The organism is Helicobacter bilis ATCC 51630 (genome assembly GCF_000686565.1).
GTDB lineage: Bacteria > Campylobacterota > Campylobacteria > Campylobacterales > Helicobacteraceae > Helicobacter_A > Helicobacter_A bilis.
In genome coordinates, this window is record NZ_JMKW01000030.1 from 1 (window position 1) to 20,482 (window position 20,482).

The 20,482-nt window shown below is 33.4% G+C and carries 18 protein-coding genes; 10 read left to right on the forward strand and 8 right to left on the reverse strand.

Annotation, left to right across the window (positions count from 1 at the left end; translation table 11 throughout):
* Positions 1-606: 606 nt before the first annotated feature.
* The 3 genes from gyrB to dnaA all read right to left on the reverse strand — a co-directional run bounded on the left by gyrB (position 607) and on the right by dnaA (position 5,616).
* On the reverse strand, positions 607-2,934 hold the full coding sequence (gene gyrB / locus T368_RS0106890; RefSeq protein WP_004086337.1) for a DNA topoisomerase (ATP-hydrolyzing) subunit B: 2,328 nt from the start codon (positions 2,932-2,934) through the stop codon (positions 607-609).
* A gap of 32 nt (positions 2,935-2,966) precedes the next feature.
* Positions 2,967-4,085 carry a DNA polymerase III subunit beta gene (gene dnaN, locus T368_RS0106895; RefSeq protein ID WP_004086338.1) on the reverse strand — a complete coding sequence of 373 codons (1,119 nt, stop codon included), beginning with the start codon at positions 4,083-4,085 and terminating at the stop codon, positions 2,967-2,969.
* A 208-nt stretch (positions 4,086-4,293) separates the two neighbouring features.
* The gene (dnaA, locus tag T368_RS0106900; RefSeq protein ID WP_004086340.1) at positions 4,294-5,616 is read right to left on the reverse strand and encodes a chromosomal replication initiator protein DnaA; all 1,323 of its coding nucleotides are present in this window, start codon (positions 5,614-5,616) and stop codon (positions 4,294-4,296) included.
* A 343-nt stretch (positions 5,617-5,959) separates the two neighbouring features.
* On the opposite strand from dnaA, the gene T368_RS0106905 reads away from it, so the two are divergent.
* The 5 genes from T368_RS0106905 to T368_RS0106925 all read left to right on the forward strand — a co-directional run bounded on the left by T368_RS0106905 (position 5,960) and on the right by T368_RS0106925 (position 10,304).
* Positions 5,960-6,622 carry a type II secretion system protein gene (locus T368_RS0106905; protein ID WP_004086341.1) on the forward strand — a complete coding sequence of 221 codons (663 nt, stop codon included), beginning with the start codon at positions 5,960-5,962 and terminating at the stop codon, positions 6,620-6,622.
* A gap of 60 nt (positions 6,623-6,682) precedes the next feature.
* Positions 6,683-7,597 (forward strand): radical SAM protein, encoded by a 915-nt coding sequence (locus T368_RS0106910; protein WP_004086344.1) that lies wholly within the window; start codon positions 6,683-6,685, stop codon positions 7,595-7,597.
* Between the two features lie 175 nt (positions 7,598-7,772).
* Positions 7,773-8,765 carry a phosphoribosylformylglycinamidine cyclo-ligase gene (gene purM, locus T368_RS0106915; protein WP_004086347.1) on the forward strand — a complete coding sequence of 331 codons (993 nt, stop codon included), beginning with the start codon at positions 7,773-7,775 and terminating at the stop codon, positions 8,763-8,765.
* 5 nt (positions 8,766-8,770) lie between these two features.
* Positions 8,771-9,502, forward strand: coding sequence for an SH3 domain-containing protein (locus T368_RS0106920; protein ID WP_004086348.1), 732 nt, complete (start codon positions 8,771-8,773; stop codon positions 9,500-9,502).
* A gap of 256 nt (positions 9,503-9,758) precedes the next feature.
* Positions 9,759-10,304 (forward strand): hypothetical protein, encoded by a 546-nt coding sequence (locus tag T368_RS0106925; protein ID WP_004086349.1) that lies wholly within the window; start codon positions 9,759-9,761, stop codon positions 10,302-10,304.
* Between the two features lies 1 nt (position 10,305).
* Here T368_RS0106925 and T368_RS0106930 read toward each other — a convergent pair whose 3' ends face one another.
* Together T368_RS0106930 and T368_RS0106935 are read right to left on the reverse strand one after the other, a co-directional pair.
* Positions 10,306-10,887, reverse strand: coding sequence for a 5'-methylthioadenosine/S-adenosylhomocysteine nucleosidase family protein (locus T368_RS0106930; RefSeq protein WP_004086350.1), 582 nt, complete (start codon positions 10,885-10,887; stop codon positions 10,306-10,308).
* A 106-nt stretch (positions 10,888-10,993) separates the two neighbouring features.
* The gene (locus T368_RS0106935; RefSeq protein ID WP_004086351.1) at positions 10,994-11,890 is read right to left on the reverse strand and encodes a DUF2156 domain-containing protein; all 897 of its coding nucleotides are present in this window, start codon (positions 11,888-11,890) and stop codon (positions 10,994-10,996) included.
* Positions 11,891-12,017: 127 nt separating this feature from the next.
* Here T368_RS0106935 and hisD point away from each other — a divergent pair, with 127 nt between their 5' ends.
* From hisD to gltS, 4 genes are all read left to right on the forward strand, one after another.
* Positions 12,018-13,376 (forward strand): histidinol dehydrogenase, encoded by a 1,359-nt coding sequence (hisD, locus tag T368_RS0106940; RefSeq protein WP_004086352.1) that lies wholly within the window; start codon positions 12,018-12,020, stop codon positions 13,374-13,376.
* Between the two features lie 101 nt (positions 13,377-13,477).
* A complete protein-coding gene (locus T368_RS15470) occupies positions 13,478-13,735 on the forward strand; it encodes a hypothetical protein (RefSeq protein WP_138160766.1) in 258 nt (85 codons plus the stop codon).
* On the forward strand, positions 13,677-15,434 hold the full coding sequence (gene asnB, locus T368_RS13530; RefSeq protein ID WP_080695794.1) for an asparagine synthase (glutamine-hydrolyzing): 1,758 nt from the start codon (positions 13,677-13,679) through the stop codon (positions 15,432-15,434). Before T368_RS15470 ends, asnB begins: the two co-directional genes overlap by 59 nt.
* A gap of 705 nt (positions 15,435-16,139) precedes the next feature.
* The gene (gltS, locus tag T368_RS0106950) at positions 16,140-17,375 is read left to right on the forward strand and encodes a sodium/glutamate symporter (RefSeq protein ID WP_194146727.1); all 1,236 of its coding nucleotides are present in this window, start codon (positions 16,140-16,142) and stop codon (positions 17,373-17,375) included.
* 236 nt (positions 17,376-17,611) lie between these two features.
* Here gltS and T368_RS0106955 read toward each other — a convergent pair whose 3' ends face one another.
* The gene (locus T368_RS0106955; protein ID WP_004086356.1) at positions 17,612-18,376 is read right to left on the reverse strand and encodes an MFS transporter; all 765 of its coding nucleotides are present in this window, start codon (positions 18,374-18,376) and stop codon (positions 17,612-17,614) included.
* A 334-nt stretch (positions 18,377-18,710) separates the two neighbouring features.
* On the opposite strand from T368_RS0106955, the gene T368_RS0106960 reads away from it, so the two are divergent.
* Positions 18,711-19,121 carry a hypothetical protein gene (locus T368_RS0106960; RefSeq protein WP_004086357.1) on the forward strand — a complete coding sequence of 137 codons (411 nt, stop codon included), beginning with the start codon at positions 18,711-18,713 and terminating at the stop codon, positions 19,119-19,121.
* Positions 19,122-19,446: 325 nt separating this feature from the next.
* Here T368_RS0106960 and T368_RS0106965 read toward each other — a convergent pair whose 3' ends face one another.
* Together T368_RS0106965 and T368_RS16695 are read right to left on the reverse strand one after the other, a co-directional pair.
* Entirely contained in the window at positions 19,447-20,271 is an 825-nt protein-coding gene (locus T368_RS0106965; protein WP_004086358.1) for a glycosyltransferase family 9 protein, read from the reverse strand.
* A 31-nt stretch (positions 20,272-20,302) separates the two neighbouring features.
* Positions 20,303-20,467, reverse strand: coding sequence for a hypothetical protein (locus T368_RS16695; RefSeq protein WP_248646233.1), 165 nt, complete (start codon positions 20,465-20,467; stop codon positions 20,303-20,305).
* Between the last annotated feature and the right edge of the window lie 15 nt (positions 20,468-20,482).

The window sequence follows — 20,482 nt, forward strand, 5'->3', positions numbered from 1 at the left end:
TCTCATGCGCTAGATTCTATACAAGGTGTTTTGACATAGTCTTAACATGACAAAGTTAAGAGATAATCTCATAGCTTTTGGCACTATGAGTTGTAGTTACTATGCTGTGTTTTGCATAGCCAATAGATACTATTTTTTAACTTGTTTTTCATTTTTAACCTTACCATGTTGAGATACATGTAAAAAAACTCACTCATGATTCTAAATCTTTAGAATCAACAACCTAAAACTTGAAAATTAAACTTTGGAATGTAGCCCATTTGGCTTACTATTAAGCTTATTTTAGCTTTTCTATAGCTTGTCATGTTAAGGTAGGCAAAACACTTTTTTACTTTTTTAGTTTTTACCTTTTTTATGACATTATGAGATTTCTTTGTATTATACAGCATTGCATAATTTCATATATGTATATTATTTTTTTGGTTTATTGCTTATTGTTTTTATTGAGATGAGTGCAGGATTACAGATATTTTTTTTTAGAATCTAAATAAGCTTTATTAAGAATCTATATATTAGGATTGCATTAGGACTCGACACAACAGAAAGCCTACCACTTAAGTAAGTTTGAGTCAGTTTTTATTATGATTTAAGATATATTTTTACGAATCAAACATCAAGATTCTTAACATCTCTTGCGTGTTTTTGGATATATTGTCGTCTTGGCTCTACTTCATCGCCCATAAAGATATTAAACATTTCATCAGCCATTTCATCATCTTCTATCTTTACTTGGACTAGAGTGCGGTTTTGCGGGGACATGGTAGTTTCCCATAATTCTTCCTTATTCATCTCACCTAAACCTTTATATCGGCTTATATCACCCTTTTTCCTTGTGGCTTCTTCAATCTCTTCTAAGCCCGTTATAATGTCTTTACCCTCTAAAAACTCAAGTTCTCTTTCAGTGATTTTTTGATAAATCCTTTTACATTCCTTAAAGATTATATCATGGAATAGGTTTCGTGTGATTTTTATCTCTGTTATACCTAGATTTGTTTGTGCGTTCAGCGTGATACTTACTTCATCAATATGCTTTTTTAAGACATTATACTGCTTACTTAAAAGATAAGATTCTATATTTTTAGATAAAGATTCTAAATCATGCGTGTCAAGCTCGTTTTCGACTAAATATCTTAAGACATACTGCACGCTATATCGTCTCTCTAAATCATTTACAAGCTGTCTGTAATGTGCGATAATCTTTAGAATCTGTAATAATTCATTATGCCCTATGCCTTTAAAGTTAAAATGCTCTATGCCATTTTCTATCAAAAAATCACTCAAAGCTTTATCATCTTTGAGATAGACTTCCTTTTTATTGCGTTTATATTTATAGAGTGGTGGCTGGGCGATATAGATATATCCGCCTTGCACTAAAGGCTTAAAATAGCGATAAAAGAAGGTCATAAGTAAGGTTTGTATATGGCTACCATCGACATCGGCATCTGTCATAATGATTATTTTATGATAGCGTAATTTCTCTTCATTAAACTCATCGCCAATGCCGCAACCAAAGGCAGTAATCATATTTTTGATTTCTTCACTTTTTAGGATTGTATCAAGCCTTGATTTCTCAACATTTAGAATCTTACCGCGTAAGGGAAGTATCGCTTGGAATCTTCTATCTCTTCCCTGCTTTGCAGAGCCACCCGCACTATCACCTTCTACAAGATAGATTTCACATTCGCTTGGATCTTTGCTTTGACAATCAGCAAATTTACCCGGAAGTGTAGAAACTGATACTTTATTATCTTTTCTAGTTAAATCTCTTGCTCTCTTTGCTGCTTCTCTGCCCCTTGCTGCGATAAGCACTTTTTGCATGATAAGCTTTGCTTGAGTAGGATTTTCTTCAAAAAACTTTGACATTTTTTCATAAGTAAGCTTTTGGACTATGCCTTTTACAAATGAACTGCCTAATTTACCCTTTGTTTGCCCCTCAAATTGTGGATCCATGATTTTGGTTGCAACGATAGCGACTAAACCCTCTCTCACATCATCGCCTAATACTTTTACATCTTTTTCGCGTGTATTTGCGTTTGCTTCAATATAGTTTAAAATCGCACGACTAAGCCCTGCTCTAAAACCTGCTTCATGTGTGCCACCATCTGGTGTTCTAATATTATTTACAAAGCTTAATACCTTTTCATCATAGCCCTCATTATAGGCTAGGGCGATTTCTATCTCTGAGTCATATTCATTTTCTGTTGCTTCAAAGCTTAGAATCTGTGTGATTAAAGTCTTTTTATTGATATCTTCTATAAATTGGCTTAAACCACCCTCAAAATGAAATGTAGTATCGCTACCATCTCTCTCATCTTTGAATCTTATCTTTATGCCATGTGTGAGATATGCCATCTCTTTAAATCTACGCGTAAGTATATTAGAATCAAACTCTGTTATCTCCATAATCTCTGGATCTGGGAAAAACTCAATAGTAGTGCCATGCTTTTTTGTCTCGCCAATTATTTCTAGCTCTGTAGTTGGGATTCCTTTCTCAAACTCTTGCTTATAGATTTTATTATTCTTATAAATTGTCATAATAAGCTTACAAGAGAGAGCATTTACAACACTTACACCAACTCCATGCAAACCACCTGATACTTTATAAGTATCTTTGTCAAACTTACCACCTGCATGTAATACGGTTAGAACAACCGTTGCTGCTGGCATATTCTCTGTTGGGTGCATATCAACTGGGATTCCCCTGCCATCATCTTCAATGATAGCACTGCCTTTGTCTGTGAGAGTAATTTTAATATTTTTACAGAATCCTGCCATTGCTTCATCGATAGAGTTATCCACGACTTCATATATCATGTGATGCAAACCATTTGTATTTGTATCGCCGATATACATACCCGGTCGTTTTCTAACCGCTTCTAGCCCTTTTAAGACTTTGATATTATCTGCTAAGTATTCTTTTGTTGTATTTTCCATTATTTTTTCCTTTCTCTTTATTTATAGAATTTTTATATGATTTGTGGCATGATAACTTCTTCAAAATCCTTTGTTATTACAAAGATTGGTTTATAAGGATCATCAATAATGATTTCAAACTCATCTTGTTTAATATTACTGATACATTCTAATAAATGTCTATTCACAAGTCCTATTGTCATTGGCTCTGCTTTGTGATTTTCTATATCATTGATTGTAATTGAGGCGCTTGCACCATTTATACCCTCTAGAGTTTCAAAAATGATTTTATTAGATTCAAATGTAACTTTAGCTCTTTGGCATATAGCATTCATTTGATTAAGAGTTTTTAGAATCTTTTCTTTATTGATTTTTAATGTTGGTAGTTGCGGTTTATTTGCAATAATACTTTTAAAATCTGGGAAGTTTGCATTGATAAGCTTTGCGTAAAATTCTATATTCTCACTTACAAAGCATAATGTTTCTATTTTATTACTATCTTGTATTGGCTTAATATATAGCTCACAATCTGTTGAAAATAGTTTTAGAATCTCTTGCAGTGTTTTTTTAGGGATAATGCTTATAAAATCTTTATCGCATTCTGTTTGTTTTTGTATATAGCCTAGTCGTTTAGAATCTGTTGCTGCGATATTTATTTCTTTATCTTTAACTTCAAAAAGGATACCTTGCATAGCAATATTAAATGTTTCTTTATCATTACAGCAGTGCATAATCTTTTTTAGAGATTGTAATAAGAAGTTGTTATTTATATCTATTGATTGAAAGCCTTGTTGTTCGTTTTTGTAGTTTTGACTAAAAGGGAGTTCATTTATTTCAAAGATTGGGATTTTAAATACTGAAGCATTATTTTGTTTTATATAAAGATTCTCATTGTCTTGCTCTATGATAACTTCAGAATCATTTAGTCCTTTTATGAAGTTACCTATTGCTTCACCATTTACTGCACATTTTATTTCACCTTGTAATGAGTTTGTTTTGAGTATTGTGCGTATGTATATCTCATGATCTGTTGCTTTAAGGATAAGATTATTGTCAATTGTTTCTAAGGATATATTTGCGGTGATATCGATCACATTTTTCTTATTGACTGCTGATTGCATATTTGTTATGGCTTGGTCGAGTATGCTTTTGTCAATGCTTATCATATTCATGCGTTTTCCCTTTTAATAAAGTATAGTGGTTGTAGTAGTGTGCTTGAATAATGTGAATAAAGTTTTTTATTTTTGTTTTAAAGCGTTAATTAGGCACTTTTTGGCATTTGTATTTTGCTATTTTCATTCACATTTAATTCATTTTTAGGACACAAACAAAGTAAGAAGTATAACAAAAATATATTGGAATATGGCTTTATTTTCGTAGTTATTGTGTATTTTGTTTGAGTTTTGATAAGAGATTTTGCACTTCTATTTTTAGTGCATTGTCTTTTTCCATTTCTTGTTTGATTGATTTTATTTGTTTGCTTACTGCACTATGGTCTTTTAGGTTTAGCTCTGTTGCAATATGGGGAAAAGTCGTATTGATTGCTTCTCTTGCGATATAGGCTACTATTTTTCTTGATCTTGCTATGATTTTTTTACCCCTTGTTTTTGTTTTTATTTCACTTGGTTTAATGTTATATTCTCTTGCTATAAGATTGACTACATCATCAAAGTTTGTGGCTTTTTCCTCTATTTCTCTGTCTTTTAATATGTTTTTTACTATTTCAAGTGTTATTGGTATATTCATAATTGACATATTGGCGTATATATCAATGATTGTTCCTTCTATTTCGCGTATATTATCATGGAGTTGTGTGGCGATAAAATTTATTATATTTGGTTCAAGCGTAATGTTATTTAACGCACATTTTTGCTTAATAATATTTATTTTCATATCGAGTTCTGGAGATTCTATCTTTGTCATCATACCCCCTGCAAAGCGGGATTTTAGCCTTTTTTCAAGTTTATCTATGAGTTTTGGGGCTTTGTCGCTTGTCATTACGATTTGTCCGCCTTCTTGGACTATGACATTAAAGGTATTGAAAAATTCTTCTTGGAATTTATCTGTATTTGATAAAAACTGCACATCATCAATGAGTAAATAATCACATGAGCGAAATCTCTCTCTAAAATGTTGCATTGTGTTGTTTTGGATTCTATGTCTGTATTCATTAAACATACTTTCTGCGGTTATATATACAATTTTTGCGTTTGGCGTTCTTTCATATACAGCATTGCAGATAGCATATAATAAATGCGTTTTTCCTAATCCTGTGTTACCATAGATTAAGAGTGGATTCCATTTGCCTTGATTTTTTGCTATTTCTTTTGCGGTTTCAAAGGCAAATTTATTACATTCGCCTACTATAAAACTATTAAATGAAGAATTTTTATTTATGAAAGTTTGATTATTAGTAGTTATGTATTTTCTAGTCGTATTATTTTCTGTGGGTGTTTTATTATGCTGATTTCTTGCGATAAATTCTATTTTGATTTCATCGATTGTCTTAACTTCTAGAATCTTTAGCATGAGTTTTGTGTATTTGTTCTTTGCCCAGTTTGCTATGAAAATATTTGGGGCTATAAAGATAAGATGATTTGGCGTTGAGTTCATAGAATCAAAAGAGATTTTACTGATATATTGTTGATATTCATTTTCTGGTATTTCATGTTGGAGTCTTTGAAGTAGGTTTGTATTATCCATATTTATCCTTAGTATATTCACTTTTTGTTTTCGTAGTATAGTATAAAAATAGTGAATTAAGCTTATATTCACATATTATATATGAATATTAAGTGAATATTAAGTGAAAAAGACATGAATATAATGTGAATTAGAGTTTATTGGTTTCTATATTATTTCAATTGTAATATTTTGCTAGGACCATCTTTTATTTCAACTTAGAATATATGAATCAACTTGACAATGAAAAAAATGTCGGTTAAAATTTTGGGTAGGAATTTAGAATCTTGTAGAGTGTAGCGAAATATCTAGTATAGAATCTATATTTTATAGCTATATAGTTAAGTATATGTAAGAAGTGGATATGAAAAAACTAAAATGGCTCAATGTATCTTGTGTATTTAATAAGATTAAACATTCCCTATGTGCTTTTAAAGTAAAATCTCTTTATTCCTATGTGAAAAAAGCTCTAAACCATAAATTCACATTTAGCTTATCATGTCGCAATGCACCAGATTCTAATAAAACCTTGACAGATACAAAGCTAATACGGAATCTAGATTCTAAAAAGCTACACAAAATCATACGATATAGCACAGGTTTTAGCATGATGGAGCTTTTATTTGTGCTTGTGATAATCGGCATATTAGCGAGTCTTGCATTGCCACGCATAAGCTTTTCTCGCAATAATGCCCTAAGTGTTGCTATCCAAAGCGATATACAAACCATTATTTCAAGCACACAAGAATATGCGATTACAAATGAGTTTATGCCACAGAATGCTAATCCACAATGGCTTGTTAGCTACCTGCATTTATCACCACAGCGATGGGTTGTAAGTGGAGATTCTCTAAAAATTGCTAAAAATGGTGTGCCAGATTCTCAAAATGACTGCCTTAGCATTCGCTTTAATCAAACAAGTGCTTTAGAGATTCTATTTAACAGATCTCAAAACTCTAATTTATGTCAGAATCTTTTGAAAAATTATGCAAGTGATATTATCATTCCCCTGCATATTACGCCTTAAAGATTATTAGATTCCCACTACATTTTACTGCTATAATGATAAAAATATAAAAGGATATACATGCAAATTGTCTTTGGACCTATTCTATCAAGACGCTTTGGTGTGAGTTTGGGTATAGATTTAAGCCCCTATACAAAGCAATGTAATTTTGACTGCGTATATTGTGAGCTTGAGGCAAAAAAGCCAATGGATACACAAACTCAAATCGCACCGCTAGAGATTATCTTAGAATCTATTCAGCATGCTTTGAGAACACACGCCGATATTGATGTGCTAACCTTTACTGCGAATGGAGAACCAACTCTTTATCCACACCTAGAACAACTCATATTACAAGTAAAAGAATTGTTAAAAGAATATTCAAGCATTAAAACCCTTATACTAAGCAATGGCTCTCGTTTCCACGCACAAAAAAATGCACTCAATCACTTTGATATTGTTAAATTTTCACTTGATTCTGCGGTTACAAAGAATTTTAAACGCGTGGATAAGCCAAGCAAAACGCTTGATTTAGCTACAATTAAACAAGGCATTAAAGACTTTTCTAAGCAATATGGCGGTGAGTTAGTCGCTGAAGTATTGATTGTAGCAAACATGAATGATGATATGGAATCTAATAAGGAGAATGCCGCATTTTTGCATGAAGTGGATATTAAACGCGTAGATATTTCAACCATTGATCGACCAAGCTCCCATAGAGTATATCCTGTGAGTAATGAAAAGCTATATGAGTTAAGCACATTGTATGAGGGGCTAAATGTATGTGTTGTTACGCGTAAAAATGATGTAATGAATGTCGCACAACAAGACCTTAGCGAAACAGAGATTCTAGAACTATTAAAAAGGCGACCTTTAACGCATGCAGATTGTGAAATTTTACTCACAAAAGAGAGTGTAAGTCGACTTGAAAATATGTGTGCGATAGGACAAATAAAGATAAAAAATATTGCTGGTGTGTCGTTTTATTGCGTGTAGTTTCTCTTGTGCCTAGCAGATATGGTATGTATGCTGAAGTAGATAGACTTTTGTGCGTGTTTTTTACACAAATAAAATTAATGCTATTACAATACTTTGATTTTTTTATGTTTTAAAGCATATTTTGAGTGATTTTTTGTTACAATTCCTGCGATTAAAGACTGATGAGGAAAATATGGAAACACTGCAATATAAAGACTTTGGTGTGGATATAGACGAGGGTAATAGCTTTGTCCAAGCATTAAAACCACTTGTAAAGGAGACTTTTAATCCGCTTGTTTTGGGCGGTTTAGGTGGCTTTTCTGGTTGCTTTGCCATGCCGACAGGTTACAAAAATCCTATATTATGTGCGGCGACTGATGGCGTTGGCTCAAAACTTAGCCTAGCCCTTAGTCATAGTAGGCTAGATAATATAGGCATTGATTTAGTTGCTATGTGTGTAAATGATCTTATTTGTGATTTTGCTACGCCCATGTTTTTTCTTGATTATTATGCTACGCATAAGCTTGTGAGTGAAGATGCCTTGCGTATTGTGCGTGGTATTGCAGAGGGTTGCAAACAGGCAAAATGTGCCTTAATAGGCGGTGAAACTGCGGAAATGCCAAGCGTGTATGCAAAGGGTGATTTTGACCTAGCGGGTTTTGCAGTAGGCATCGCGGAAAGAGATGATATACAAAAGCGTTCAAGCATAGCAGAAGGTGATGTGATACTCGGCTTAAAAAGCAGTGGATTTCATAGCAATGGATTTTCTCTTGTGAGGGGCATTATCGATACAAAAAAGATTAATGTAGAGATGGAATTTTTAGGAAAAACACTCATAGATTCTATACTAGAGCCTACTCGAATCTATGTAGAACCATTTTTGCAACATAAAGATTCTATAAAGGGACTAGCCCATATCACAGGCGGGGGTATTAAAGAGAATCTTATCCGCATTTTGCCAGAAAATACACAGGCTATTATTAGTGAAAGTGCCATAGAGATTCCAGAAATTTATCAGTTTTTCCTGCCCTATGTTGATAAAGAAGAGGCATGGCGTGTATTTAATATGGGCGTTGGCATGGTGGTTATCGTGCCAAAGGAAAACGTGCAAAAGTTAGCACAAAGTATGCAAGCTAGTGTCATTGGACATATACAGACAGGGCAAAAGCAAGTTATCATAAAGTAGATTCTATGAAACTAAAATTCTATGCGAAATTATATGCTTTACCGCTTGGTATTATATGTGCGTGTTTTTTAGTATATTATTTTGTTTTCGATTCTCTCACTCAATACCAACAGCATGTAGTTACTATTACCCAAGTAGAAAATCCACAAAACAATGATGAAATTGATGAAAAAGTGCGTATGAAAGAAGAGCTAGAAAAAATCAAGCAAAGCTCAAATGTCGATTTTATCCACAATACTCTATCGGAAAATCTAAATCGCATTAGCACCTATGCAAACATAGAGTTTGAAGACACAAAATCGATCGCACAGACAGAACCAAAACAAAAGCCAAGTAACCCACAAAATCGCAGCACAATAGAAGTGAATAAAATTGATAATGTAGATTATGTCCCATACAGACAGATTCACACGCATAAGTTACCAAACGCATTTTCAGCAAATTTAAACTCCCCAACAAACATTAAACTCTACAATACCAACAATCCCTATGATGTGAAAAGCATACAAATCACACAAAAGAATAAAAAACAATGGGCGACCCCAACCACAAAACAAGCAAAAATCTACCACTTACCAAACACGCAATCAAAGATAATCGCCATTAATAAAGATGGTATCAAAATGCAGGTTATAGACACCAAAAAATCATGGGTTCATGTCCGCTATGCTATCAATAAAGAAACTTTTATAGACGGCTATATCCCTTTACAAAATATACGATTTGTTAATAAATAATACAATCTTAGTTCGGTAGGCTGTGAGAATCTAAAATATAAGAAAAAGTCCTTTAATTGATAGTAAGGAGTCTAGCTTTGTTGTATGAGTGTCAAAGAGACAATGCAACTAAATGAGATTCTAACTTCTCATATTTGTAAAATATTTATTCAACAGAAAACATCCTAAAACATCGAAATTTTGCTATAATTAAAATTAGATTTCATTCTTATTATTTTATTTATAATGTTAAGTAATTTTATATAAAAGGATTCACTTGTTTAAGAAAAAGCAAATTTGGATGAAAGTGCATTTGTATCTTAGTCTATTTTTTCTTCCAGCAGCGCTCATTTATGCAATAACGGGTTCTCTTTATCTCTTTGATATTAAAGAAGAGGCAGGGGCTACTATCCATGAGATTCAAATAGAATCTTTGCCTAAAGGAAAAGAGCAAGACACAATATTGCAGATTCTAAAGGACAATAATCTAAAGATTCCAAGCGATACGACTTTAAAAATGGTGCGTGGGAATCCTAGCATGGGGTCGATACGATATAGCATTATGGTGATAAAAGAGAGAGATGGCACGATGAAGTTGCGTGCGCTTCAGCGTGGATTCTATGGGATTTTGCTGCTTATGCATAAGGGCAAAGGTGGATTTTATTTTGATATTATAGCGATTGGCTTTTCTGTATCTTTGTTTTTATTTTATTTTAGCGGACTTATTATCACTGCATTTTGTAAGCATAAAAGGGGTGCTGCTTTACTTGCCTTTTTCTGTGGGCTTTGTGTTACGGGGCTTATGATATTTTTAAGTATATAGCTTATGTGTTAAGAGTTGCTATAAAATCATGCAGCTTTGTTTTGATAAGCGTATGATTTTTTATAAACTCATTATGTGCGTTTTCACTGACAAAATTACTCACGCAAAAGATTCCAATACATGGAATCTGAAAATATTGTGCGACTTTTAAAACGCTGAAAAATTCCATATTCTCAAGCGTAATATTTGCATGACTCATCATCGCATTATATTTATTTGTGTTTGTGATATAGTTACTTGAATTTACAATAACTTGCGGTAATTTCTGAATCTTATCATGTAGATTCTGCATAAATGTTTCATGTGAAACATTATCTTTAAGTTCAAGTTTTACGCTATTATCAATCGGCGTATAAGAATGATTATCTAAAAAACTAAGCTCAATTTGCGTGGCACTATAACTATACGCCATATCACCTATACGCAAACTTTCATCATAGCACCCTGCACTGCCTATGAATACAAGCTCTTTTGGCGCATACTGCAAACAAAGCTTTGTAAGCCCTATCGCACTAGACACTAAACCTATACCAATACTTTTTGCAAAGACAAACTGCTCACTCTCACCAGCACAAATATACATTACACCACCTTAAGATTCTAAAATATTGTTAAAATGCACCCTAAACCCTGCACGCACCCATAAAGATTATAAAATGCTTGGTATTAATAAACTCACAATCTCAAATCTATACAATATTCACTTCATATTTTTCTAAAATAAATTCTGGATTATATGATAGCTTTGCCTTACGCAAACCTTCTATACCTAAATCTTCTTCACGATTTACATATAAAATATCACTGAAGCAGTGGGATAAAAGCTGTTGATTAATCGCTTGATACGCCCCGCGATAGTTAATATCCGCCTTTTCTATATGGATAATACAAAGATTTTTTGAGATAATTTCACCAAAGCTAAAGGCAATCACTTCGCCATTAAATCGCAAAAGTCCGCCTAAAAATCCCAAATCCGCATAGTTTTCAAACACGCTTATAATGCCTTTTGACTCATTTTGTAGTCCTTTATCACTTCCTGCGTTATCCCATTTTCTCCATACATTTAAGAGTTCGCTAAGATTATTTTCACCAATAGATTCAAAGCTAAAGCCTTTATACTCATCAAAGAATCTATTGAGATGATTTTTCTTTTTATGATATTTGCGTCCGGTAAGCTCGATTAAATCTCGCGTTTTATAAATATAATCACTTCTATCACGATTTAAAATAGGCGTTATACTATCGCCAAACACTTCGTGTAATAAGTCTAGATTCTGTTTCTCTATTGAATGGAATATAAGATTCTGTCCTTTTTGTTTATAGTGATTATGAAGTGAGATTAAAGCTTTCTTTTTATCCCCGCTACCAATAGGGAAAAAGCAAAATGGTGCTTCATTAATATAAGTTGTTTCTATAATAAGACAATCATGCAGAATACAAAATGCTATCTTTCTAGCTAAACGCCAGATAAAAAGATTCCCAAAAGAAATATCAGAAATCATAAACTCTTCTTGTTGTAGATATGTGTTAATGAGTGTTCTATCTTGCAGTGTAATGTCTTTAAAAATAAGGGCTTGTTGTTCCATGCGTTAGTGCCTTTTTTGTAACAAAGTAAAAGTAAGATTCTATCAAAGTTTAGCTAAGATTATTACAAAAAAGCCGACTTTATAGTTTGTTTGCTATAATGAAAAAACTATCACTAAGGATTCTAAAATGATTAAGATATTAAATATACAAGACAAGGATTTTGAGACGGAGTTTAACACTCTTTTAGCGCGTGCAAATACAGATATGGATAGCATTATCCCTGAAGTGTTAAAAACGCTGCAAGATATTAAGCAAAGGGGCGAAGATGCCCTGCTAGATATTGTGAGAAAATATGACTCTTGGAATCCACAAAATTTCAATGATCTAAAAATCGCAGAAGAAGATACCTTTAATGCGTATAGAAATCTAGATTCTAAAACTAAAGACGCATTGCAAATAGCACACGATAGAATCTATACATTCCACGCGAAAAATGCCCCAAAAGGCTTTATCTATCATGATGAATACGCAAATATGCTAGGGCAAAATATTATGCCCGTTACGCGTGCTGGTATCTATATCCCCGGTGGTAAAGCCTTTTATCCAAGCTCACTTTTAATGAATGCAATCCCCGCAAAAGTCGCCGGTGTGAAAGAAATCATTATGGCAAGTCCAACACCCAATAATCACATTAATGAACTCGTGCTTGCAGCGATGTATTTTTGCGGTATTAAAGAGGGGTATAAAATCGGTGGGATTGGCGCTATTGGCATGTTTGCCTATGGTTTTGGCGAGACTAAATGGAGTAAAGATTCTCTTTTTTCTCATACAAAAGATTCACATAAAGGCTTTAAAAAAGTAGATGTTATCACTGGACCGGGAAATATCTATGTCGCCACTGCAAAAAAGCTTGTGTTTGGAGAAGTAAATATTGACATGATAGCAGGTCCTAGCGAGATTGGAATCATCGCAGATTCTCATGCTAATAGCGATTATTTAGCAATAGATATGCTATCACAAGCAGAGCATGATTCTATGGCAAGTGCGATATTAATCACAGATAATAAAGATTTAGCTAAAGAAGTCGCACAAAAGATTGATACAAAGCTAACTCATCTAATGCGTAAAGACATAGCACAAAAAAGCATACAAGAAAGGGGGGCAATCATCATTGTAGAGAATCTCAAACAAGCCGCAATGCTAATGAATGCCATAGCCCCCGAACATTTAGAGATTGTAACACAAGAGCCTTTCTCACTCTTAGGCGAGATTAAAGCGGTTGGTGCGGTATTCTTAGGGCATTATACACCAGAGGCAATCGGCGATTATCTAGCAGGACCAAATCACACATTGCCAACAGGCGGCAGTGCGAGATTTTTCTCACCGCTTGGGGTAGAGCATTTCTGCACGCGTAGTTCTCTTATCTCTTTTTCAAAACAAGGCATTAAAAATCTAGCTAATCCTTGTGCTATCTTAGCTGAAACTGAAGGACTTGAAGCTCACAAACTCTCTGTTATATCACGTTTAGATTCTATAAAAGATTAAATTATGGAATCTAAGTTGTTGAGTGGATAAAGGATTTTTAATACATATAACATATTATTTTAATGTATAATTAATTCTAAATTTATCCAAAAAGGCAGAATATGTGTGGTATTTTAGGGACAATTCCATCAAGCAATACAGAACTTTTCGATAGGGCATTAACGACAATACATCACAGGGGACCAGATAGTAATGGAGTATTTCATAATGAGAATATAAGTTTCGGTCATACGCGATTAAAAATTGTTGATTTAAGCAATAAGGCAGCCCAACCCATGCACTTTCCCTTAAATATTGACAATGTGGGGGGGGGGGGTAACCCAGCAAATAGATACAGCAAAACTGCATATAAAATATAGTCTAGTTTTTAATGGAGAGATTTATAACTTTTTAGAACTACGCGATGAACTCATAGCAAAAGGGTATGTATTTCACACAGATTCTGATAGCGAAGTATTACTTGCTAGTTATGATGCTTATGGGAGCGCTTGTTTAAATAAATTTAATGGCATGTGGGCGTTTGCTATATTTAACCATGAAACAAAAGATCTTTTTCTATCCCGTGATAGGTTTGGAAAAAAGCCTCTTTTTTATGCTTTCATTACTGATGAAAACAATAAAAAGAAATTTGTTTTTGCTTCTGAGATGAAGGCAATCTATCCATTTTTAAAAGATGTAGAGCCTTCCAGCCATTTTAATGATATGATATATAACAAAATATATAGCTATGAATGCACAGAGCATACATTGATAGATGGCATTAAGCGTTTTCCACATGCACATTTTACGATTATAAATACAGATTCTATACAAAATGGTGTAGATAGTCTTAAGCCGCAGAGATATTATCATATACTTGATAATATGCCATATAATCCGCAGACACCAAAACCTTATGAAGATATTGTTGCGGAATTTCGCCATTTATTTTTTGATTCAGTAGCATTAAGAATGCGTTCTGATGTAAGTCTGGGCACAGCCCTTAGTGGCGGAGTAGATTCTAGCGCTACAATATGTGCCATGTCGCATGTAAGCAAAAATAGCACACAACATTTAAGACAATCAAATGATTGGCAGTATGTTTGCATTGCTTGCTTTAAAGATACGCCATTTGATGAGAGTAAGTATGCTAAGGCAGTGTGCGATCATATTCATATACAAGGTGAATTTTTAGAGATTAACCCGGTGGCACATTGGGATAAAATAGAGCATTATTTTTATCTCTTTGAGGATTTATACACAACAAGCCCTGTGCCAATGATCGCAACATATCAAGCCATAAAGCAAAAAGGTGTTACCGTAACACTTGATGGGCATGGTGCAGATGAGCTATTTAGCGGTTATGGACATGTATTACAAGCTTTATGGGATGCAAGATTTAATATCAAGCAGATAAAAAATATCTTGCATATTCTTAATGATTCTAGCGAAGCGCCAAAACCAACACTAAAGCTTTATAAAGATGGGGCAAAATTTCTCTTATCAAGATTCAATAAAAACATACGAAATAAATTATACACACCCCATGATTCTCATCCTAATTTTAACAAACTTGATTATTTTTCAAAATGGCTTTATGAATTATTTACTCAAGATGTATTACAAACACTTTTGAGAAATTATGATAGATATTCCATGATTAATGGCATAGAAGTGCGTATGCCATTCTTAGATCATAGACTTGTGGAATTTGTCTTTAGCCTACCTTATACATATAAAATTAGAAATGGCTATACAAAGGCACTAATTCGCGATGCTTTGCATGATATTATGCCAGAATCTGTGATTTGGCGTAAAAGCAAGATGGGCTTTGTCTCCCCTATCGTGCAGTGGATGCAGCGAGATAGAAAAGAGAATGGATTAAAAGAATGGTTTTTAGATATAGCACACTCTAAAGATTTTTTAGAATGTAATCTAGTGAGAAACCCAAAAGATTTACAAACATTAATTATAAAAATATGCAATAAAGAAGAAAATAATTATAGAGTAGGCGAACAGGTGTGGTGTGAGTTAAACCCTTATCTATGGCAAAAATCGCTAATATTTGCTAAAATATAAAGTCATGCTTAGCACGAATTTTATATTTGTTCTGAATTCCATACAAATGACATAATGTTACTTTTTGTAAGTTTATATAAAAATATAAATGGCAATTTAGTAATTATTTCAATGAGTTTGTAAAGGACTGCTTTATAATCAAAATAATCTTTGGCTGATATTTTGGCATTTAGTTTCTCGTCATTTTGAGTGTTGAGCGAAAAATCTTTTTTCAAAGTGTTTTATAGATTCTGTATTTTTAGATACTTTGACTAAAATCTCACTCAAATGCTAAAGGATATAATTTCTCTACTTTTATTGAGTAATTACAAGATTAAAAGTGTAGAATCTATAGATTCTAAGTTTCTAAAACAAACATAGAATCTAAAAAGCCAAAATATCACAATCTTAACTATAAGGATTTTTATGCGACATATTTTATGCCTGTTTTTGTTTTTAAACACATTATTGCCGCTTTATGCGACTGAGAACGCACAAAATAGCACGACACAATGTGCCACAGATGATATAAAGCTAGAGAAAGTAGCTGCATGGCGTGATGAATATAGAATCAACACACAAAATGCGACAATCTATACTGCACCAAATAAGCAGTGCAAACTCGATACAACCATACCTAAGGACACAAAGCTAAAAGTGCTTGGTAAAGTGGATAACTACTATTCCATAAGCTATACGCATGATAAAGAGACTAAACAGGGCTATATCAGTGTGCAAGATGTTAGTCTAAGTAGCATTGACTTTAATTTCTACTTCACGCTTGTGTGTATGGTGGCAGTTTTATTGCTTGGTAGATTCATAATCGAGCGTGTGAAAGTCTTGAGGGATTATAATATACCAGAGCCTGTTGTAGGTGGGGTTATAACCGCGATTATGATTCTATTAATCTATAAAACATTACAGCTTGAGTTTAAGTTTGACACTTCATTATCAGAGCCTTTAATGCTTGCTTTCTTTTCATCAATTGGGCTTAGTGCCGACTTCTCCGCATTGAAAAAAGGCGGGAAAATGCTTACCATATTCCTTGTTATCATCGTTGGTGCGCTTTTTTTGCAAAATATCGTTGGCGTTGGTATATCCTATGCTATGGGTGTAGATCCTTTACTTGGTATGCTTGGTGGCTCTATCACAATGAGTGGTGGGCATGGCACAGGTGCTGCATGGGCTAAGATTTTTGAAGCAGATCCATACAACTTCTCTGCGGCAACGGGTGTGGCTATGGCATGTGCGACTTTTGGGCTTGTTATGGGTGGGCTTATCGGTGGTCCTGTTGCAAGATATCTTATTAAAAAGCATAATCTCAAATTGCCGGGCACAGAGCGAAATAATGAAGAAGCACATGGCTTTGAAACGCCGACAAAAGAGAGATTAATCACACCTATTAGCTTTATAGAGAGCCTTGCATTGATTGCAGCATGTTTATTAATCGGTAAAGTGTTAGAAGATGTTATGAAAGATGTCATGCCCGGGCTTAATCTCCCAACATTTGTATATTGCCTTTTCACAGGAGTAATATTGCGTAATACATTGCAAATACTAAACATTCATCAAGTATTTGATAGAGAAGTGTCTGTGTTAGGCAATGTCTCACTCTCTTTGTTTCTTGCATTTGCGATGATGACACTAAATCTCTGGCAGTTACTAGCCCTTGCATTACCATTGATTGTAATCCTTGTATCACAAGCGGTGCTAATGATACTTTATGCAGTATTTGTTACATTTAGATTCTGTGGTAAAGATTATGACGCTGCAGTCCTTGCGGCTGGACATTGTGGTTTTGGATTAGGTGCTACACCGACTGCTATGGTAAATATGCAGGCAGTTACTTCACATTATGGACCAAGCCACATGGCATTTATTATCGTGCCACTATGCGGTGCATTCTTTATTGATATTATCAATGCGATTGTGATTAAAGGCTCACTTTCATTTTTGATTTAAGTTTTATAATCTTATAAATGTATGCTTTAGCCTTGTAACTTATCTAAATTTTTAGGTAAGCACAAGGGGTTTCGAATAAATCTATACTTAAGCAAAACACCCAAGCATAGAATCTAAAATAACTTTTTAATTTCATCTCACACGAGCAAAACGACTACAAGAATGACAAAAAATAAACCCGATATATTTAATATAAGATTCTAAAACTTTTAAAAATTAAAGCATAACAGAATCTATCACACATATATCATCTTAATCCGAAGCCATGCTATGCTATAAAATATCGGTGCAAGTATGAGACATATAATCCCAAGTGGCAACACAAAGCGACCGACTAATCCCGCACATAGCACAATATAAAATGCACTCATAAAGAGTTTTTCCCCTGTAATCTTGCCTAAAAGCCTTAAGTATAGAATCATGCCTATAAATATACTAATTGTTGAAAGCCCTATAAAGCCAAAGAAGAGTTCTCCACTCATCTCAATACCAAAGATTCCAGAAAATAACGCTAATAATGTAATAAAATACATACTACCAGATGACATAAAAAAATAAAACATAAGTGTCTTACTTTGTGCCTGCATGGCGATTTGTTTTGTGAGTAAAAACTGCATATACGCTGCGATAAAAAGTGGTATTACAAGTATAGACAATATAAAGTTACAAACTAGCATGATTTTTACTCTGCGTTTAAAAAGTGTGATATTTTCAAGCGGGATAATATAACCCTTTGGTGTAGATTCTACATGTATTTGGCTTGTATTTGTTGATATAGATTCTGTGGTTGTGTGTTGATTGTTTTGTGGTGTTATCTCTATATCAATATTACAAGCTATGTCATTATGTATATCAAAAATAACTTGCCTATTGATTAATGAATAGCCTTGTATATCATAAAGATTATTAATGTGTGTGAGAGATAATTCATATATTTCGCCATTATCTGCTTTAATAAAGCCATTTGATAAAATCACACCCTTTAACTTTTTGCTTTGCATTATCACTCCTTATTTGTTGTAATTATAGTAAAAAAGCGTGATTTCGTATAAAGTATTATGGTGTATGTTTAGACAAATTTTTGGATAGATTTATACATATAATAATTATATTATTTCAAGGGGTTATTAGGATCTTTAATCCCCTTTCCACCTAATACTTGATTTGTGAAAACATAAATATTATTCTTCATAATTCACAATTTTATAGTCGAAACAACAAAATATCTTTCTGTTTTTCTATTTTAATTCAACATTTAATCACTTCTTAAAATGCACTTGACTCGTTTTTTTTTTTTTGTAAAATCGGCTTTCTATTTTTTATGAAAGGATAAACATGAGATTATCAAAATCTTTGATTGTAGGCACATTTTTAGGTGGTGCGTTTTTTATTTCTGGTTGTTCGCAGAATATCGCAAAGTTTTCAGTTGCAACGACAGGTAATATGAATATGCCATCAAATTTACAAAAAGGCACAACCGTTGAGGGCAAGGATTGTATTACTAGAGTTTTTGGAATCCCATTTGGCAATAGGAATAATAGAGTAAGTAATGCTGTTGGCAAGGCGTTAGATAAGGCGACAAAGAAAGGACAACCAAACGATGCGCTTGTAAATGTGGATATTCGTTCAAGCTCTTGGAATATTATTATTTTTGGCAAACAATGTATAATTGCAAAAGGACAACCAATAGGAGTTTCTTCTGCAAATGATTCTAAAGCAAGTAAAAAAGAAAGCAAAGATAGCTAGTTTGCAATAGCACAAAGGGTGTTGAATGTGAAAGCGACAAATACTCTAAGATAAGTAACATAATAGTTTATTGTGTTGTAAAACTTGGCTATCAACAATGGCTATTTGAATCTAAAACAAGATTTATTGTGTTTAGATTCTATGTTTTTTGTCATATCCGCTTGTATGCAATTTACTTATCTTTATCGAGCAAATTTAGTAATATAAGGCTATTGTGTAACTTCTAATGTTTTCTGCACTTTGATATTATTAAAAAGTTCGTTGTTGTATTAAATTTGAGTGAAACATTAGCTGGGAATATAATATTCATCAAAACCTTACAAGGCTATTTTCGACTCACTATATCTTGTAACTTTTCTATAATTTCATTGATGGCTACAATCTCATCAGTTTCATTCATATTTTGCGTTGTTTTGTGCAAAATCACAAAATATTTAGAATCCATATTATCACCAGACCAAAGATAGCTATCTCTCTTGCTACATAGCCATATTAAAGGCATATTAAGATTATTTGCAAGATGACTAATTGCTGTGCTAGGGCTAATAAGGGCTATGCTTTGCTCCAGTAAAGCCACAAGGTTTATTAAATCATCATCATTATAAAATATAGATACATTATGTAAAGATTGAAGTTTTAATAATTCTGTATTGCCCGCTTCATTGCCTTTATATGTTGGTATAACAAAATGCAGGTTTGGATATAGCCCTGATAGTTTATATAGAAGTTTTTCATATCCGCACAAGGTGAGATTGCAAAATGTGCTACGCACAAATGGATTAACTACCACGATTTTTTGTTGTATATGTCTAGATTCTATAAATTCTTTAATCTTTGCCTTATTTTTGTCGCTACTTTTGAATCTAATATAAGAGTAGTCTATCGTAGCTATATTTTTATCATAATGCTTGGGGTTAATTTTTCTAACAAGTTGCAACATGCGTTGATATTGTGGAGTGTGGTTTAAATGCTTTGGGATAAACACGCTCTCAAAGCGGAAATGCAGGGCATTCGCAAAAGTCATAAAAGTAATTATGCGTTTGCATGCCGTCTGTGCTAGAAGTTTGCATTTAGCTCTATTTGGCTGTGTGAGAATGAATATATCAAAATTATTCGCATTGATATCTTTAATGAGACTTTCGTTATCCATAGATTCTATATTGATTATGGAATCTATAAATTCAAATTGTGCGTATAAAGTTACCCCCCCCCCCCCCCCCCCCCCAAGAATTAGTATAAACGATGATTTTAGAATCTCTATATAAATGTCGCAGGGCATATATAGCATGTAGCACTACTATGTTATCACCGATTAATCCTGCTCGGTAGAATCCTATATTCATCAATTATTTTCTTTAAGC

What these genes read in the sequence shown, in the direction of transcription:
- gyrB (WP_004086337.1), bottom strand. Translation starts at nt 2,934, where the DNA reads ATGGAAAATACAACAAAAGAATACTTAGCAGATAATATCAAAGTCTTA.
- dnaN (WP_004086338.1), bottom strand. Translation starts at nt 4,085, where the DNA reads ATGAATATGATAAGCATTGACAAAAGCATACTCGACCAAGCCATAACA.
- dnaA (WP_004086340.1), bottom strand. Translation starts at nt 5,616, where the DNA reads ATGGATAATACAAACCTACTTCAAAGACTCCAACATGAAATACCAGAA.
- T368_RS0106905 (WP_004086341.1), top strand. Translation starts at nt 5,960, where the DNA reads ATGAAAAAACTAAAATGGCTCAATGTATCTTGTGTATTTAATAAGATT.
- T368_RS0106910 (WP_004086344.1), top strand. Translation starts at nt 6,683, where the DNA reads ATGCAAATTGTCTTTGGACCTATTCTATCAAGACGCTTTGGTGTGAGT.
- purM (WP_004086347.1), top strand. Translation starts at nt 7,773, where the DNA reads ATGGAAACACTGCAATATAAAGACTTTGGTGTGGATATAGACGAGGGT.
- T368_RS0106920 (WP_004086348.1), top strand. Translation starts at nt 8,771, where the DNA reads ATGAAACTAAAATTCTATGCGAAATTATATGCTTTACCGCTTGGTATT.
- T368_RS0106930 (WP_004086350.1), bottom strand. Translation starts at nt 10,887, where the DNA reads ATGTATATTTGTGCTGGTGAGAGTGAGCAGTTTGTCTTTGCAAAAAGT.
- T368_RS0106935 (WP_004086351.1), bottom strand. Translation starts at nt 11,890, where the DNA reads ATGGAACAACAAGCCCTTATTTTTAAAGACATTACACTGCAAGATAGA.
- hisD (WP_004086352.1), top strand. Translation starts at nt 12,018, where the DNA reads ATGATTAAGATATTAAATATACAAGACAAGGATTTTGAGACGGAGTTT.
- T368_RS15470 (WP_138160766.1), top strand. Translation starts at nt 13,478, where the DNA reads ATGTGTGGTATTTTAGGGACAATTCCATCAAGCAATACAGAACTTTTC.
- asnB (WP_080695794.1), top strand. Translation starts at nt 13,677, where the DNA reads ATGTGGGGGGGGGGGGTAACCCAGCAAATAGATACAGCAAAACTGCAT.
- T368_RS0106955 (WP_004086356.1), bottom strand. Translation starts at nt 18,376, where the DNA reads ATGCAAAGCAAAAAGTTAAAGGGTGTGATTTTATCAAATGGCTTTATT.
- T368_RS0106960 (WP_004086357.1), top strand. Translation starts at nt 18,711, where the DNA reads ATGAGATTATCAAAATCTTTGATTGTAGGCACATTTTTAGGTGGTGCG.
- T368_RS0106965 (WP_004086358.1), bottom strand. Translation starts at nt 20,271, where the DNA reads ATGGATAACGAAAGTCTCATTAAAGATATCAATGCGAATAATTTTGAT.